10 protein-coding genes are annotated in these 18,159 nt (G+C 40.7%); 7 read left to right on the forward strand and 3 right to left on the reverse strand.

The window, feature by feature from the left end:
* Positions 1-812: 812 nt before the first annotated feature.
* The 5 genes from CALSC_RS03945 (at position 813) to CALSC_RS03965 (ending at position 7,290) form a co-directional block, all read left to right on the forward strand.
* Positions 813-2,159, forward strand: coding sequence for a sedoheptulose 7-phosphate cyclase (locus CALSC_RS03945; RefSeq protein WP_088240112.1), 1,347 nt, complete (start codon positions 813-815; stop codon positions 2,157-2,159).
* 12 nt (positions 2,160-2,171) lie between these two features.
* Entirely contained in the window at positions 2,172-3,005 is an 834-nt protein-coding gene (locus CALSC_RS03950) for an O-methyltransferase (protein ID WP_088240113.1), read from the forward strand.
* A gap of 77 nt (positions 3,006-3,082) precedes the next feature.
* Positions 3,083-4,438: an ATP-grasp domain-containing protein gene (locus CALSC_RS03955; protein WP_200817557.1), complete on the forward strand. Its 1,356-nt coding sequence runs from the start codon at positions 3,083-3,085 to the stop codon at positions 4,436-4,438.
* A 265-nt stretch (positions 4,439-4,703) separates the two neighbouring features.
* Positions 4,704-6,158 carry a sodium/proline symporter gene (locus CALSC_RS03960; RefSeq protein ID WP_088240114.1) on the forward strand — a complete coding sequence of 485 codons (1,455 nt, stop codon included), beginning with the start codon at positions 4,704-4,706 and terminating at the stop codon, positions 6,156-6,158.
* 109 nt (positions 6,159-6,267) lie between these two features.
* Positions 6,268-7,290: a D-alanine--D-alanine ligase family protein gene (locus CALSC_RS03965; RefSeq protein ID WP_088240115.1), complete on the forward strand. Its 1,023-nt coding sequence runs from the start codon at positions 6,268-6,270 to the stop codon at positions 7,288-7,290.
* 242 nt (positions 7,291-7,532) lie between these two features.
* On the opposite strand, the gene CALSC_RS03970 is transcribed toward CALSC_RS03965, so the two are convergent.
* The 3 genes from CALSC_RS03970 to CALSC_RS03980 all read right to left on the reverse strand — a co-directional run bounded on the left by CALSC_RS03970 (position 7,533) and on the right by CALSC_RS03980 (position 15,558).
* The gene (locus tag CALSC_RS03970) at positions 7,533-8,480 is read right to left on the reverse strand and encodes a PrsW family glutamic-type intramembrane protease (protein ID WP_088240116.1); all 948 of its coding nucleotides are present in this window, start codon (positions 8,478-8,480) and stop codon (positions 7,533-7,535) included.
* A complete protein-coding gene (locus CALSC_RS03975) occupies positions 8,473-9,393 on the reverse strand; it encodes a class I SAM-dependent methyltransferase (RefSeq protein WP_088240117.1) in 921 nt (306 codons plus the stop codon). The genes CALSC_RS03970 and CALSC_RS03975 overlap by 8 nt, the downstream gene beginning before the upstream one ends.
* Before the next feature lie 612 nt (positions 9,394-10,005).
* Positions 10,006-15,558 carry a translocation/assembly module TamB domain-containing protein gene (locus tag CALSC_RS03980; protein WP_088240118.1) on the reverse strand — a complete coding sequence of 1,851 codons (5,553 nt, stop codon included), beginning with the start codon at positions 15,556-15,558 and terminating at the stop codon, positions 10,006-10,008.
* 612 nt (positions 15,559-16,170) lie between these two features.
* On the opposite strand from CALSC_RS03980, the gene CALSC_RS03985 reads away from it, so the two are divergent.
* The gene (locus CALSC_RS03985; RefSeq protein ID WP_088240132.1) at positions 16,171-16,566 is read left to right on the forward strand and encodes a DUF3110 domain-containing protein; all 396 of its coding nucleotides are present in this window, start codon (positions 16,171-16,173) and stop codon (positions 16,564-16,566) included.
* A gap of 367 nt (positions 16,567-16,933) precedes the next feature.
* Positions 16,934-17,860 carry an N-acetylmuramic acid 6-phosphate etherase gene (murQ, locus tag CALSC_RS03990; RefSeq protein WP_088240119.1) on the forward strand — a complete coding sequence of 309 codons (927 nt, stop codon included), beginning with the start codon at positions 16,934-16,936 and terminating at the stop codon, positions 17,858-17,860.
* Positions 17,861-18,159 lie beyond the last annotated feature (299 nt).

Genomic DNA, 18,159 nt, shown 5'->3' on the forward strand with positions numbered 1-18,159 from the left:
AGGTCAGCTCGCATCAGAGAAAACTGCATCAAAGAAAATTTCTTAATCCTTCTTTTAGTCACTCTGGGAAAATAAAAATCATGGCCAAATTTTCAACTGTAGATAGAGGGAGCATTTGAGCGTTTATTTTTTAATATAATGCTTGAAATCAAGGTTTTTGGTAAAAGTCCTATCCTGTAAGGTTTATAGATTATTCTCTTCCGAAAGTGACAGAAAAGGGTTAATACCATTTCTCTAAATCCTGGCTACAGATAATTCTCCCTCTGTTCCCCATGTGTAGCTTTATTTTGGAGAATTGGTTAAGCTATCTTTCCATTGTTCAATAGCTTTTCAAGCTGTGGTGCCTATTCTACATAGCCTATAGCTTATCAAGCGTGCTATTCACCTTTAAATATCATGTCCGATTAAATACTTATCATTAGGGCTGCAAGGGTTCAGGGAGCAGGGAATAGGGGGAGAAAGAGTTAGGGTGATTTTTATATGGATGGCAATATCATAAGTAATCACCCAGGAATTATATAACTGAAATCGAGGATTTTGCAAAACTTTACTTTTTTTTAAGATTTTGATACACTACCCGTGTGATGACATTCATGTGGAGTTAGTCACTACTTCTTAAAAACGCAAACACAATTTGAAAAGTGAACATTCTTAAGCACTACTGAAACACTTAGTCTCACGTAAATAGTATTTCGGCTTAATCTCTAAAATCCTTGTCGTGCAAAGATTTTAAAGAAGCCTTCCAAATTGTGTGTGAATTTCGACTGATTCCTTCCGAATAAATAAACAAACATTCTCGCAATAATACAGATATGGTTCAAGCTAAGCCCCATCCCCAGTCAGTGACTGAGGCACTTAAAAAGCTGTCTCCTTCAGAGTCAGAGCAGATTATTCAATTCAATCACCCAGAGAAGTATCGCACCTCAGAGTGGTATACAGGTCATGGAGAAATTACCGCTAGTGGAGATGGTCGCTCCTTTGAAATTTCTGCAACTTATACCCTCAGAGGAGAAGTTAAGTTAGTGGATGGAGTTTTTGAACCTTCCAATCCAACCTTAGCCGAAGTTTATAGCCATCGTGGTCGTTGTGTGGCAATTGTTGATCGCACCGTAGATGAGCTTTTTGGGGATTCAATTAGACGTTACTTTGAGTACCATGAAATTCCTCTCAAGTTACTTTCTTGTCGTGCTTGGGAATCTGACAAAACCCCCGAAACCGTACATCAGTTGTTGAAGTTTCTTGGTAAAGATGGCTGTGATGTATCCCGGAACGAACCCGTATTAGTTGTGGGTGGTGGTGTCCTCAGTGATGTAGCTGGACTAGCCTGTTCCCTACAACACCGACGTACTCCCTACATTATGGTAGGAACCACGGTGGTTGCAGCGATTGATGCTGGTCCTTCACCCCGTACTTGCACTAATGGAAGCCAGTTTAAGAACAGTATTGGAGCTTATCATCCACCAGTATTGACTTTGGTAGACCGTAGTTTATTCCGCACCTTAGCTACAGGTCATGTCCGTAATGGGATGGCGGAAATTATCAAAATGGCTGTTACCGATGACCCTGTTCTATTTGAATTAATGGAACAATATGGTCCTCAGTTGGTAGAAACTCACTTTGCTACCATCGGTGGAGATGAGGAATTAGAAAAGATTGCTGATGAGGTAATCTATCGGGCATTGTTTTCCTATATGAAGCATGAGGGAACAAATATGTTCGAGACTTATCAAGATCGTCCCCATGCCTATGGTCACACTTGGAGTCCCCGGTTTGAGCCTGCTGCAAAGTTAATGCATGGTCATTCTGTCACCATTGGTATGGCTTTCGGAGCTAGTTTAGCAGTAGAAATGGGTTGGCTAGGAACAGAAGAACGCGATCGCATTATTAATTTGTGTCGCTCCCTCGGCTTGTCTGTTTATCACCCCATCTTGGAAGATATTGATATCATGCTCGAAGGTCAGAAAAATATGCGCCGTAAGCGAGGAGATGGAGGTCTATGGGCTCCACTACCAACGGGAATTGGTTCTTGTGATTATGCCCAGGAAGTATCTTCAGGATTATTACAAGGAGCAGTTGACAAGCATAAGCAGTTATGCTCTGCTTTTCCCGATGGTGGAAGTGGCAAAGAAATGTACTTGAGAGACCTCGGTCTAGAATAAGGGAGGATCAATATGAGTCAAGTATTAACAACTCCACAAGCAGCTAGACCTGTAACTCCTTTAAGTATATTGGTGCAACAGTTGGAAGAGACTGTCCAGATAGCTAAAGAAGAACAAGTTTCCGCCTCTTTGATGGCTTCTTTACAGCAGGTATTTGCATTAGCTACGGGTATAGATCCGTACCTGGAAGAATGCAGTACCTCTGAATCTCCAGCTTTGGCAGCTTTAGCTCAAAAAACCGCAACAGAAGATTGGAGCAAGCGGTTTTCTGATGGGGAAACTGTGCGTCAGTTAGAGCAGGAAATGCTTTCTGGGCATATTGAGGGACAAACCTTAAAGTTGTTTGTCTACATGACTGGGGCAAAGCGTATCTTAGAAGTAGGTATGTTCACTGGTTATTCAGCTTTAGCTATGGCAGAAGCTTTGCCTGAAGATGGGCATATGGTTGCCTGTGAAGTAGATCAATATGTGGCAGACTTTGCCCGCAGTTGCTTTGATGAGTCTCCCGATGGCAGCAAAATAAAGATAGAAATAGCTCCAGCTTTAGATACATTGAAAAATCTTGCGGATGCTCAAGAATCCTTTGATTTAGTGTTTATTGATGCTGATAAAAAGGAATATGTAGATTACTTCAAACTCCTGCTAGATAGGGATTTGTTGGCTCCCGGTGGTTTTATCTGTGTAGATAATACATTACTCCAAGGACAGCCTTATTTACCCGCAGAACAACGGACTGCTAATGGAGAAGGTATTGCTCAATTCAACCGCTTTGTAGCGGATGATCCTCGAGTAGAGCAAGTCCTACTCCCGTTGCGAGATGGTTTAACCATTATTCGTCGCAAGTAGTTATAGGGTATGAGCTAATAATTCTCCTTTTATTATTGGCTCTTCCATTTGGTATTTACGGTTAGTTTGAAAGGTTAATGGAAAATTCGTCGTCGCTTGTGTTGAGAATTTCTGCCCTGGTGAGAAACTTAGGGACTTTATTGCTGCTAACATTAGCATTGCCGTTCAATTTTGTTATTGTTGCTATTACTCTGATCTGGAATTGGATTACCTCACCTTTCAAAAAGGTAAAAGCAATCGATAATCCCCAGAATATTTTGATAACTGGGGGAAAAATGACCAAGGCTTTACAGCTTGCTCGTTCATTCCACGGAGCGGGACATAATGTTATCTTGATTGAGACTGATAAATATTGGTTATCAGGTCATCGTTTTTCCAATGCTGTGAAAAAATTTTATACAGTTCCAGCACCAGAAAAAGATGCAGATGGCTATTGTCAAGCCATACTAAAGATTGTGCGGCAAGAAAATATTAATGCTTTTATCCCAGTATCTAGTCCAGTTGCCAGTTATTACGACTCTCTGGCAGGGGAATTAATTAAACCTTATTGTCAGGTAATTCACTTTTCCCCTGAACTTACTCAACTGTTAGACGACAAATTTACCCTGTGTGAAAAAGCCCATTCTTTGGGATTAACTGCGCCAAAAGCCTTTCTGATTACTAACCCACAGCAAATCCTTGATTTTGACTTCCAGAGCGATCGCAGTAAGTATCTGATCAAAAGCATTCGTTATAATTCAGTATATCGCTTGGATATGACCAAGTTACCCTTCGTAGGTATGGAAGATTATGTCAAAAATCTGCCTATTAGTGAAGAAAACCCTTGGATTATGCAAGAGTTTATTACTGGTCAGGAATATTGTACCCATAGTACTGTCCGCAAGGGAAAAATTAGACTTCATTGCTGTTCCCAATCTTCTCCTTTCCAAGTCAATTATGAGCATATCGAAAAACCAGAGATATATGCATGGGTTGAGAGTTTTGTCAAAGAATTAAATTTAACCGGACAAATTTCCTTTGATTTCATCCAAACAGAAGATGGTACAGTATATCCGATTGAATGCAATCCTCGTACCCATTCTGCTATTACCATGTTCTACAACCATCCAGGATTAGCAGCTGCTTATCTTCAGGATAGTAAAGATGAAAACGAAGTGCCAATTGTACCACTCCCTAATAGTAAACCTACTTACTGGCTCTACCATGAAATATGGCGATTGACTGAAGTTGCTTCATTCTCAGATTTGCAAGCTTGGATGCGGAAGGTGTTTAATGGAACAGATGCCATTTTTCAAGCGAACGACCCCCTACCATTTTTAACAGTACACCACTGGCAGATAACTTTATTATTGTTGGAGAATTTGCGAAAGTTGAAAGGCTGGGTGAGAATCGATTTCAATATTGGCAAATTGGTAGAGTTAGGAGGAGATTAGTATCGTCATTGCACTATGTGCAAGTAATAAGTTTACTAATTAAAGGTTTGAGCTTTCAATGATTTCCTAACGGCTTAACGATGGGGAAATTGAGCGACTTGTAACGAGCGCAGTCGAAGTAAGTCGAAGGGATAACCTAATTACGTAGTGCGATACGTGGAAATAAACAGTTGTTTCCGACTTTTGAAATGTTGAAAGTATTTGGTTTATTTATGCCATATTGCGTATATAAATCGTCAATAGCTACACATATAAATAAGTAGTAATGACTAAACAAGTTGGAATTGCAATTACTTTTATTTTCTTTCTGCTGTTATTCACAGGAGTTGGTATCTACTCTTCAACTCGCAAGCAAAGTAACACCACCGATTATTTACTCGCTAGTCGTAATGTAAATCCCTGGCTGACTGCACTTTCAGCTATGGCAACTGGTCAAAGTGGTTTATTATTCATCGGTCAAGTTGGTTTTGCCTATAAAATAGGAATTTCCTCCCTGTGGCTTACTATTGGCTGGGTAATTGGCGACTATCTCGCCTGGTATTTTGTGTTTAAACGGTTGAGGCAAGTATCAGAGGAGACTGCATCAGATACCGTATCTTCCTTTCTCAGCCAAAATACCCAAGGTTCTCGTTTAGTTGCGATTATTTCTGCCCTAATTACCATTGCCTTTCTCGGTTCCTATGCTGCTGCTCAACTGGTAGCAGGAAGCAAAGCCGTCAATGTTGTGTTTGGATGGAACTATCATTTAGGCATCATTATAGGGGCTGCAATTGTCGTCATCTACTGCTTTTCTGGAGGAATTCGTGCTTCCATTTGGACCGATGCAGTACAAGCCATCATTATGGTTATTTCCTTGGTAATATTGCTAGTTGTGGCAGTTGCTAGCTGTGGTGGAACGGGCAAACTTTGGCAGTCTTTAGCAGCAATTGACCCAGATTTAATAGCCTGGAACTCTTCACAGCAGCCTTGGGGGTTTTTACCTTTCTTTATCGGTTGGATAGTAGCCGGCTTTGGTGTGGTTGGGCAGCCCCATATTATGGTTCGTGCTATGGCGATTGATTCAGCCGAACATATTAATTTTGCTAGAAATCTCAAAACTAGCTTGGGGATTTTAAATTCTATTTCTGCTACAGGAATTGGTTTAGCAGCGCGGGTACTAATGCCAGATTTAGCGACTTCTGGCGATCCGGAATTAGCACTACCTTATCTATCATTAGAATTGCTACCAGTAGTTTTGGTAGGGTTGATATTAGCAGGACTGTTTTCCGCCACTATATCCACCGCAGATTCACAAATACTTTCCTGTTCTGCTGCCTTAACCCAAGACTTGTTCCCAGGTATAGCTCAATCTTATAAGCTTGCCAAGGTAGGAACCCTAACAGTAACAGCAATAATTTTAGCGATCGCCCTAACTGGAAGCAACAATGTGTTTAGTTTAGTCACTTTTTCTTGGTCTGCCTTAGCTTCAGGTTTGGGTCCTTTATTAATATTGACAGTTTGGCAGCGCTCAGTTAATTTACTGACAGCGATCGCAATGATGGGAATTGGTATTACTACAGCTTTGATTTGGAATTTAGGCTTTAATCTATCCAGTGCCATTTATGAAGTTCTTCCCGGTATGGCTGCGGGGATGGCAGTTTATGGGTTTGTTCAGTTGTTTGGTAATCCTAAGTTATCTCGCTCTTTTTTAAATGGAGGAAAGGGTAAAGGAATTAAATAAACTACTTAAATGTTTTATAGGGAAGTTTTTTCATCTCTACATAGCTTGCTTCCCGAGTTTCTATATCTACGGGACTATTTGGTTACTTTTTGATTACAGGAAATTAATTATGCCATTACTTCGCGTCCTTCATTTAGTTGGTTCTGCATACGATAACTTTAACTGCAATTTATCAAGCCTATATGCCAAGGACTGTATTGCAGCAACGATGGATCCTTCACTCTATGAATTTCATATTGCCTACGTTACTCCTGATGGACAGTGGCGATTTCCTTTATCTTTAAATCAAGAAGACATTGCGACAGCAAAACCTATGCCTCTCTCTGATGCTATCAAGTTTATAGTGGCACAAAAAATTGATATAGCACTACCACAGATGTTTTGCATCCCTGGCATGACTCAATACCGTGCTCTACTTGACTTACTTAATATTCCCTATGTAGGCAATACCCCAGATGTAATGGCAGTAGCTGCCCACAAGGCTAAAACGAAGGCAATTGTGGCAGCAGCAGGAGTGAAAGTACCTTTCGGGGAACTGCTGCGTCAGGGGGACACACCAACAGTTAAACCTCCAGCAGTGGTTAAACCTGCTAACTCTGATAATTCCCTCGGAGTAGTTCTTGTAAAAGATATTACTGAATATGATTCTGCTCTGAAAACAGCCTTTGAATATGCAGATGAAGTCTTAGTAGAAGAGTATATTGAACCTGGCAGGGAAGTTAGATGTGGAGTCATCATCAATGACGGGGAACTAGTAAGTTTACCCCTAGAAGAGTATTTAGTTAATTCAAAAGACAATCCTATCCGTAATCACACTGACAAACTTAAACAAACAGAGGATGGAGACTTGAGTTTCGCTGCTAAAGATAATATCAAATCTTGGATCGTAGACCCTAGCGACCCCATGACAGGGGTTGTTCAGGCAGTTGCTAAGAAGTGCCATCAGGCTTTAGGCTGTCGTCATTACAGTCTTTTTGATTTTCGTATTGATCCCCAGGGACAACCTTGGTTCTTAGAAGCAGGATTGTATTGTTCTTTTTCACCTAAAAGTGTAATTTCTTCCATGGCAAAAGTATTAGGGATACCTATTAACGAGTTGTTGATGAAGGCAATAAATGAAACTTTAAATTGAGTCAACAAGCCTTTGTAATAATTACTTTTACAGGCAATTAACAATTTTGTCACGACTTTTTCACCCGTCTCCAATTTTTGTCACCAAAATAACTTTCCCTCTCCCTGCTCTCCTTCGGGTTGTGCCACTTGCTACAACTCGGGGAAACTGCGCAACGCAGTAACTTAACTGCTCCCTGCATTCATAACGATTGATTATTTTTTATTTGGAACTCCCTTAGGGGGATTACTACCCACCTCCACCTAATATCTTGGTAAATCTCGTAAATAACGAAAAATTCCCCACCCCAAAACACCTAAAAGTAAATTAACTAGTACCTGACTCAAGGTTGGCAAGAGAAAACCAGCAGAAAAAGCTTTTTCCATACCCAAAGGACGTAAAGTTTTTGCTAGGTTAAATAACCCAAAAATAGCATTTCCACCTAAGAAAAAAGCCAAAACCATCAAAGCTATTTGCCAATAACGTTCCTCAGTTGTATTACCAGAAATGATATTTATCGGGTACTTAGTTTGTACCCTTCTCAGTAACTGCTCCATTTGCCAAAATAGCCATAACAGCAAAGGAAATAAAGCATAGTCGAAAATCCCCCTAGAACCAGGTGCAGATAACACATTCACCAGGGCATGGTAAGCTACAGCCATTAGCCAAGCAACGGTAACACTTTGAGTGTATCTATGGGAACGAATATTTAAGCAAATAGACATGCCTAAAGCATAACCCCAAGGAGCAGATAATATAGCCTGAACTGGTGTGAAAAGCAATCGCTCCAAAGCCGATACTGTACCACTAAACAAATATATCAAGTTCTCTTGAGCAGTAAATCCCAAACCAGTGGCAATGGCAAACAAAAAAATACTACTGATACAGAGTCGAGACTGAATTTGCAGAAGTTGAAGAGGAATAACTACAGCAGCTAATTTACAACCTTCTGCGATGGGTGCAACTTGGAGTAGTTGTCGGAAAATTTCCCCTGGAAAAGATGGCTGGATTTGTTTTTCATTAACTATCACCCCAGCAACATTGTCAAACACCTGTCCAAAAAAATCTGCAAATGAACCAGCAATAAACCCAAACAGAAAAAACAGAAATAATTGTAATAAAGAGGGGGCAGTGGTAACGCGGTAATGGTAAACGAGGAGTAATAATACTGGTGGTATCACTGCCCACAGCATTAAAGATAAATCAATCACGAACCCGAGCAATTATGGTACGGTGACGAGGGCTATTGGGGATAATGGCAGGAGGATGAAATCCAGTTTCCATCAACGTTTGTCTCATATCTAAGGTAAAGTATTCATCCATATAAGGCTCAGTACTTTTTAGGAGTGTTAATACATAAGGAGGCATTTTCTTGTATGCTTCTGCTTGGGGATTCATGTCCATGATTGTCAAATGTCCACCTGGGCGCAGTAAACGTCGCACTTCAGTAAAAATCTCTCTAGTTGCTGACTGGGGTAGTTCATGGCAAATTAAAAACATAGATGCTAAATCAAATGAATTATCTGCAATCCCAGTTGACTCACCCGCAGCATGAACCCAATTTATATTAGCTTGTCGCTGTTGGGAACGGTAATGGGCAATAGCTAAAAAATAAGGGGATAAATCAACACCAGTGATTTGTGCTTGGAGGTAAACGGCTTGCAGGGCAAAGGTACTCATACCCACACTGCATCCTAAATCCATGATATCTTGAGGTGAATGGGGAATTTGTGCCTTGATAATGTCATGATAGCTCTGGCGCAATTGAGAATCACCCTCTACCCCTGCTTCTTGCCAAATTCTGGCATGAACTGCTTTAGCTGCCACTTCAACCTCTAAGGCTGCTTCCCAGCAAAGATCCCCTTTTTCATAGGCGTGGAACGGTTGCAAATAATATTCAGGATAAGATATCTGAGGATTGTGGACTTGGGCGAAATCACTTTCCCAATCTCGCTGTTTCAGTTTCTCTACTTCTTGAGTCCAAGGTACACCAATTTTTTCCGCACGTTTAATGATCATTTGTCTGGCTTGGTGCTTGGCGAAGTTGGCTAGGGGTTTAATTGCCGATATTCCATTTATCATCTGAGAAGCAAGACTAGGAGATGTTTTGACAGCAGCAGTCATATTTAGTTATTCAACTGTTTTTACTTTTGTATAATCTCCTAAATCCTATTCTCGTGTCTATATTGAGGCATTATTGAGGAATTTTGAAAACAGAATGGGACAGATGGGTAGGGAACATCCACAATCTTTCAATATATAGGGCTTGCTGTTCGCGGAGCGTGCCGTTAGGCATAAAAGTTTTTTGGTGAGGGTAGGGGGTAGGGATTGGGAGTAGTTCGGTGCCTCTTTAGTTCTATTCTATTAGCCAGAAAAAATAACAGATGCAAGGATTTTAAACCTAAAATCCTAATTTTCTTGCACGTCTTTCCCCAATAAAATAGCCTCAAAGCATTGATAAATCAATCTTTTGCAGTTATTCAGCAGACCCTATATAAAAGTATCTTATACCAATTCACGAAAAATCTGATAAAAATGATTAATCTTTAAATTCTGTCCCCCTGCACCCTGCTCCTCTGCTGCCTATGTGCATCAATTTTAAAGTGAAACGGTATTACTGATGCCGTGCCCTTACGAAGAATTTATATGTTGCAAACATCATTTGAATTGGTATTATTTATCAATTTCTCTAACTTCAAAAACAATGGGCAAACCGTGCATGATAACTGATAACTGTTAAAACCGCCTCTGATACTCAAATACAGCACGATTATCATCTAAAAAGTTAGTAGAACCACGTAAACGAAATGCATCATTGATACGATAATTTATACCCCACTGGATGGGATCGTCAGTGGTTAAAATTTTAATACTAGAAGCGGAAATTCTGGAAGTAATATCAACCCCAGCTTCTGCTGCTAACTCCAAACTAGAAGTACTTCTTCTACCTGCTCGGGTGTTTTCAGAAATTACCGTGGGGAATATACGCAATTCACTTAAGCCAAAAGTATTACCAATTTGATTAAAAGAACGCTGGAAATTATTAAACACCGCCGAACCAGCAATATTAATCAACGCTAAAGTACTATCATTGGTTTGCTGATTTTGACCGATTCCACTGCCCAATAAAGCCACAATTTCTGTTTCTGTACGTGCTGGAGTACTGGTAAGGATTAAATTCTCATTGAGAGTATCGGATGGTCCTTGGACACTAGCTTCTACCCTTACTGTTTCTAAGGCTGCTAAACCACCGGCATTTGCCTTATTAAAGTCTGTACTTTGAATCACATCTAAAACTTTGGCAAATAGACGAATATCTAGATATGGATTTAAACCTTGATCTTCAGTAAATACCGCCTGATGCTTATAGCCGCGAGTTAATTTTAATTGAGTTGTAAATAAATTAACACTACCTTTTTTTAATTGAATCGTTCCATTTGGTAATGGACTACCCAGGGAGCCGTTGAGGTTAAGGCTTCCGGTAGCTAGGAAGTTGAAAAGTGCCGGACGGTTAATTTCGATGTTTTTTCCTAGATCTAACTGTAAATCCTCAAATTTGACAATTGCGTTATCTAACTCTGGATTATTCTGCTTAGATGCTTTAATTCGTAATCTTTGCTTTGCTTGTTGCTCATTTTTCTGGGTCTGACTGGCATCGGTAGCATCTGATAGCACTACCTGACCATTAGTTAAATTGATCTTACCACTGAGAGTTGGCTTGAGGACAGCGCCAGTAATTTGTAATTTACCACTAGCATTTCCTTGATAAAGTCCTTTCAGGTTCAATAATAATTCCTCTAAACTAACTGTCAAAGGATTATCTATTTGTGTGGGTAAGTTCCTGGTAATGGGAATTTGTCCTTGAGCCTCTACTTTACCCCGGCTATAGTTACCTTGCAGATTTTTAACTATAATTCGGTCAAAATCAAAATTTATTTCTCCTGCAACTTGTGTCAAATCTCCAGGCAGAGTCCGGGCTGAAAATGTGGCATTATTAAGGGTGGCAGTGCCATTTAAATAAGGAGCTTGCAAAGTTCCACCAACTTTAATGTCTACTTCTCCTTGACCATTTTCAAAGGCTATTTGGTCAGTAAATAGGTTTAATAAACCTAATCCCTCATTTTTTACTTGTATATCTAAATCGATTTCATTATTATCTGGAACAATGCCATTGAAAGGTAAGGCATAGGGAATACTGCCAATAATATTTACTGGTTCTGTTTCACTAACTTGTACTGTGCTACCAAAACTTAAACGTCCATCTGTATAACTAAAACTGGCATCAGCTAATTTAACTGGCTTTTGATTAATAGCTCCATTACTGACAGAAATTGTTCCTCTAGCTTGGGGATTAACAATACTACCTGATAAAACGGCTGTGGTATTGAGATTTCCGGCTATATCTATGGGCAATTGGGTATATTGGCTCAATACTTCTAGAGGAAAGTTCTTCACCTCTAATTTGCCATTTTGTTCCTTACCACCAATGTTTCCCGAAAATGCAATAAATCCGTCTTTTGCCTCTATACGTAATGGTAGTAACCTCAAATCTCCATTTTGAAAGCTACCTTCGGCAATTACTTGATCGGCATTATAAGTAGAACCAAAATTTTTGTCACCCCAGACGAACTTTTCACCTTTGAGCTTAAAATCAACTGCTATATCCTTTGTGGTATCAACTGCAACTTCGCCGTTGAATATTCCGGTTAAATCCGCTAGTTGAGGTATTAATTCTGACTCTTGACGTGTTTGTCGCTGTTTCTCTAGGAGTGCCAAAATTTCGTAAAAACGTTGAATTTGGGTTAATACAGGTAATTTTGGGATGCCCACAGGTTTGGTTTTTAAGTCATCAGCAGTGCCATAATTTGGTGCAGCCATTCCCCTCTGCAAGTCTTGGATTTCAAATAATTGCAAGGCGCTGAGGACATCTTGAATTTGTCCTCCTTCGATGGTTGCTTTACCTTTAATTTTGGGAAGCCCAGATGTTTGAGTAATATTACCAGCAAAAGCGTATTTACTATTACCTTTGATTAATTCACTACTCTTGAGTATAGTTGTCCCATTGGCGTAATTAAATTTAGCTTGTAAGCGATCGCCTTTGATGGTACCAACTTTGGGGTTAGCGATCGCTAGTTCTCCGGAAGTTGCCCATGTTTGCTGGTTGATAAGGAAGTCTCCGGTTAATTTGCCCACCAATACCCCTGCAACTAATGGGTTTTGAGTTGGTAATTGTATGCCAATTTCTTGGAGGGGAATATCTTTGAGTTTGACAGCTAATTTATCCCCTTGGGTTTGTCCGGAAGCTAAGGTGTCTTGCCATTTAATCTCAAAAGCTTGGGGATTACCATTGGAATCGAGATTCAAAGCAATTTTATCTCTGGTGCCACTTACATCTAAATTTAAACCACCACTGGGATTTGATTGGAGATTTCCCCCTAATTTAGACTCAAACTCCCACTGATTGATTTTGAAATTTTTGAGTGCAAGTTCTCCTTGCATATTGGGTGTAGCCGGTTTACCGGTGACTTTGCCTTGAAAGTCTGTCTTCCCGGCTAAAGTCATGCCTTGGGGAAGATTTAACAACAGTTGGTTTAGGTTGTAATTTTTCAGATCTACATTCAGATTTAAATCCGTAATTTCCGGTGCTTCCACATCCTTGACTTGAGCCAGGATATAACCATTGGCTTGCAAACCAGGAGCTGTGGCTCGCTTGACAATTAATCTCTCTCCCGTCCATTCTACCAGCCCTGACAATGGTTGTTTCACAACAGCAATACCTTGGGATAAACTTGCTTCACCCACAGCACGCATATTGGCTAAACTAAAATTATCCACCGTGCCAGCGACTTGGAACTGACTATCCAACTTACCCCGCAACTGTTCGTTAAATTTTTGCGCAGTCAGACCCTTGGCTGTAACTGCGGCTTGGTAGCGACCATTTTTTAATTGAATATTATTAGCAGTAGCGATACCCCCAGCAACATTTAATCTGGCATCACCTGTGGCTTGAATATCTGACAATTGAAATGAATCTACGGAGCCAGCCACCTTAAACTTACCTACAACTTTTCCCTGGAACAACTCTGGTACTTCTGACAATTGTTGTAACGGAACTTGATTTACTTGCAGTTGGGCTGTATATAAACCTGATGCTAGCTGGATATTATTGACTGCAACAGTACCACCGCCAATACTTAATATGCCGTTACCAACCCCTTGCATTGTCTTGGGGGTAAAATTATCTCTACTACCAACAATCTCAAACTTACCTGCCAAGGGATTTGCTAAAGCTGGATGGGATTCTGGCAAGATTTGCCCCAGCCGGACACCATTAGCTACCAATTGAACAGCAAAATTTTTATCACCCCAGCGAATCTTTGATACAGCTACCTTACCACCACCGATGTTCACCTCACCTTTTTGAGTATCAATTTTACTGATATTGAATGGTGCGGAACTACCGGAAATAATTAACCGTCCATTAAAATTAGCTCCATTCAGGGAGACATTTTGCAATTGTTCTTGGGGGACGAAAGGCTCTAGCTGCACCCCATTAGCTTGTGCCACTGTATACCAATTCTTCTGATCCCAAGTCCCAGCCGCCACAACCTTACCACCAGCCATTGCTAATTCTACATTGCGGAAGGCAACGGTTTGATCTGGGTAAACAATGGTTTCTCCTGTGGCGGGATAGGTAGCTTGGGGTGCTTGCCATTTAACAAAGGTCTGAAAATTGGTGGGAGTGCCTGTTAATACTGCGGTTGCAGCAACATTACCAATTTGCAATGGTGGTTTAGCATTATAAGTCTGAGCTAAACTATCTCCTGGAAGATTCTTGCCTACTAAGCGAAAATTCAGGCTAGGTTTTTGCCCTAATTGCAGGATACCACCACCAGTTACCTCCCCTCCTACCTTTGTTTTACCTTGGATATCTCGAATAGAAATTAAACCAGTACTGGTAAAATAATCAAACTTACCACCTATTTTGTGAAAATCAACTTGATCAACGCGAGCCGGTTTAATAGTACTGACTGTACCAGAAATAATCGGTTTTTCGATCGCACCCCCAACCCGGACATCTGCTTTAACTTGACCAGTTACGGGTATGGGAGATTTGACTTGCAGAGTATCTAAAGCCTGGGGTAAGTTAACACCCTTCACCTTTCCCACCAGCTGATAACCAGTTTGTGTATCGATAATGCCATTGGCAACTAAGGGAATTTTGCCATAATTGGTGACTACATTTTCTAGTTTCACCTCCATCCCCTGAAAGCTGATATTTCCCCTAGCCTTATTAAATGTTTGGGGTACTTGGGGTAGTTGCACTGTTAACCCTTGTACAGCCAGTTTGCCAAATAATAAGGGTTGTTGCTGGGGTATCAACTGGACTTTTAAATTACCTTTAGCTCTACCAGTCTGGAAATTGAAGGGTAATGGAACCAATTTCGATACCTCTGGAGCCAATAAATCCTCTGCTTGCATCTGCAAACTAGCGGCTAGGTTTTTGGGACGTACTTCTCCCCACAGATTAATATTTCCTCCTTTACCAGACTCTCCCTCCACTTGAAACATAATCAGTTGATTGTTTTCCCGCAGTTGAGCAGAACCATTCAGTTGAGAAAATTCGATGGAGGAATTTGAGAGAATAGAAGAGGTAAAGGGATGATTTTTTTTCCCTTTATTAGCTTGAGAGTGGGATTTTGGGAGTCGATCAGAGGTATTTTTATTCTTGGTTGTGGGCAAAATTGCCCGTGGGGAGCTGACTTGATGAGGTACTAAAACCAATTTGCCATTACGAATCCGCAGATTGTCCAAATCTGTTTTAATTGCTCCACCTTCACCAGAGTCAGCTAAAGTTGTACTCACCCAGTTGCCTTGAGCATCTTGCTGAATGTAAATATCGGGATTTACCAAAGTTACATCCAGCTTTAATTGACGTTGAAATAGTAATTTCCAGATATCAAAACCCACCTCTACCCCATCTATTGTTACCCAATCTGGATCCGTGGCAGTAGCAGGAATCGCTGATGCTGCAAATCTCACTCCTAGGAGGGAAAAATCTTTAACTTTCCCTATTTTGACAGGACGGCTGAGTGTAGTGGTGAGACTTTTCTCTGCTAGGGGAGCTAAATCTTGCTGTATAAATATCCATAACCGCCAAGTGCCAACCCCTAGTCCAATGGGAAGCATCACTCCCAAAGCAATACCACCGCGCCTAAGGATTCTTAACCATAATGGTTTGCGCTTTTTGTTGGCAGGCTGAGTATCCTGAGGGAAAGATTTATTCATCGGGTTTTATATAGTTGACTGTTAAATCTGTTTCCTGTTGGCAAATTTCTTCTCATTAGGCTAGAACCACCTGTATGGAAGATGGGAATATGCCTACCGAATTAATTCAACACCATATTAATTATCCAAACATCGTGGTAGGTACAAACCAATTTATAATTTTAAGATTTGTGATTTGATATGTCTTGTGAGATATTAGTAATTTTGGCAGTTGACAGAGGGAAAAATCCACAAATTAGTCATGATTTGTTTGCTTATTTGAGAAAATAGCTGTAATAAAGAGATTATTCCGGTGGCATGATTGAACTATCTGTATTAAAAGCCCTAAATTACACCTGTGCTGTTTTTTTCTACTGATTACTCAAAAATATAATGGGATTGTTAAGAAATATGTGTGTCATAGAGTGACCACAAAATAATGTGATTCGTATGACAATATATAAAGTCACTTGAAAAAATGCAAATTGTTCTCACCCCAAATTTAATGCAACATGTACAACATATAGATAAGTAGGATGATTGTTTTTCTTCTACTGTCCAAGGAGTTCAACCAATAAGCTTTTAAGGTTAATAAATTAACTAGATAATTACTAAGGATGGATGATTGCCCTCATGCGTGTTTTTGTGTTATTATTCAATGCCGGTAGTGAAAATGAAGGGATTCACACGATTCGGGAAGGTGGTCGCAACAAAATTCTCATGTTTGAATCTGAAGATGATGCTACCCGTTTTGCCCTACAACTAGAAGCTCAGGATTTTCCCAGCCCTTCGGTAGAAGAAATTGATGATGAGGAAATTAAGGAATTTTGTCAAGGCGCTGGTTATGAGTATGAATTGATCCCAGCCAATGATCAATCATTAGTTTTACCTCCAGAACTCAATGTAGAAGAAACTGACTGGCAAACAGAAAACCAAGAAAAGCAGGTTAACACTGAAGCTTCAACGGAACAGGAAATGTCTGATGCTGAATTGGATAATATTCGTCGCAAGCTAGAAGGACTATTGTAATAAATTATTCTCTTTTTGATATATTTGTAACTCTCAAGACAGGCTGGGGATTGACGGAAAATACCAGGTTAATCAACCAATGGCTGATCAAAAAACCCCTGAAAAACATTTGAAGTGTAATACCATTTTAGATTTTAGATTTTGGATTCTGGATTTTGAGGACAGTATAGTCTTGAGGAGCCAGCATTTTATATCATGTCCGCCTAATTACTTATGATATTGCCATCCATGCAAAAATTGCCCCAACTCTTTCTCCTCCTGCCCCCTTCTCCCTGCTCCCTACTCCCTGCTCCCTTGCAGCCATAATGATAAGTATTTAACCGGACATGATATTTAGACGGGTTTCCCATAGCAAATGATGAGGAAAATGACAAATTTACAGTCACGCGGACATCTTTTAACTGAGCAAGTTAACCCCAATAGTCTCAATCTGGATCAGCTCCCTTCCCTGGAATTAGTAGAATTATTTAATAGTGAAGATCAAAAGGCTCTAACAGCAGTTGCTGAGGCTAAAAATGAGTTGGCTAAGGCAATAGACATTACTGCCGAACGCCTCCGCCAAGGTGGGCGTTTGTTCTATGTTGGTGCCGGAACTTCTGGGAGATTAGGTGTATTAGATGCTGCTGAGTGTCCGCCGACTTTTTGTACCCCTCCAGAGTTGGTACAAGGGATTATTGCTGGGGGTGCTGGGGCGCTGGTACGTAGTTCGGAAGATTTAGAGGATCGGGCTGAGGATGGAGCTGAAGCGATCGCTCAACGGCATATTACCCAGTTAGATGTGGTCGTAGGGATTACTGCTGGGGGTACAACTCCTTTTGTCCACGGTGCTTTACAAGCAGCCCGTCAAAGGGGTGCAGCCACTATTTTTATGGCTTGTGTACCTAGTTCCCAGGTTTCTTGTGAAACTGATGTGGATATTCGTCTGTTAACTGGACCAGAAATTTTGGCTGGTTCTACCCGCTTGAAAGCTGGTACGGTGACAAAATTGGCTTTAAATATTCTCTCTACTTGCGTTATGGTACGTTTAGGCAAGGTTTATGGCAACCGCATGGTGGATGTGGCAGTCACAAATCATAAACTCCGCGATCGCGCTTTGGGCATCTTACAGGACTTGACTGGTTTAACTCGAGAAGCAGCAGGGTTTTTATTGGAACGCAGTGGTAAATGGGTAAAATTAGCCCTGTTGATGCATTGGACTAATTTATCCAAGGCAGAAGGCTCTAAATTACTCTCAGAAAACCAAGGTAATTTAAGAGCAGCTGTTAATCAAGTAAAAGGTAAAGTTGATAGTTGATAGTTGATAGTTGATAGTTGATAGTTGATAGTTTTTGAGTAGAACAATATTGTTCTAACCAATATGTCCATTGCGATAAAAAGTAAAAGGTAGGGAGCGTAGCACTCAAATTACAGTTGATTGCAGGTAAATAAGCTACATCTTCTTCTGCTCCCTGCTCCCTGCTCCCTGCTCCCTACTCCCTGCTCCCTGCCCCCTGCCCCCTGCTCCCTGCTCCCTGCTCCCTGCTCCCTGCTCCCTGCTCCCTGCCCCTGCTCCCTGCTCCCTGCTCCCTGCTCCCTACTCCCTACTCCCTGCCC

This window comes from Calothrix rhizosoleniae SC01 (assembly GCF_900185595.1).
Lineage (GTDB): Bacteria > Cyanobacteriota > Cyanobacteriia > Cyanobacteriales > Nostocaceae > Calothrix_A > Calothrix_A rhizosoleniae.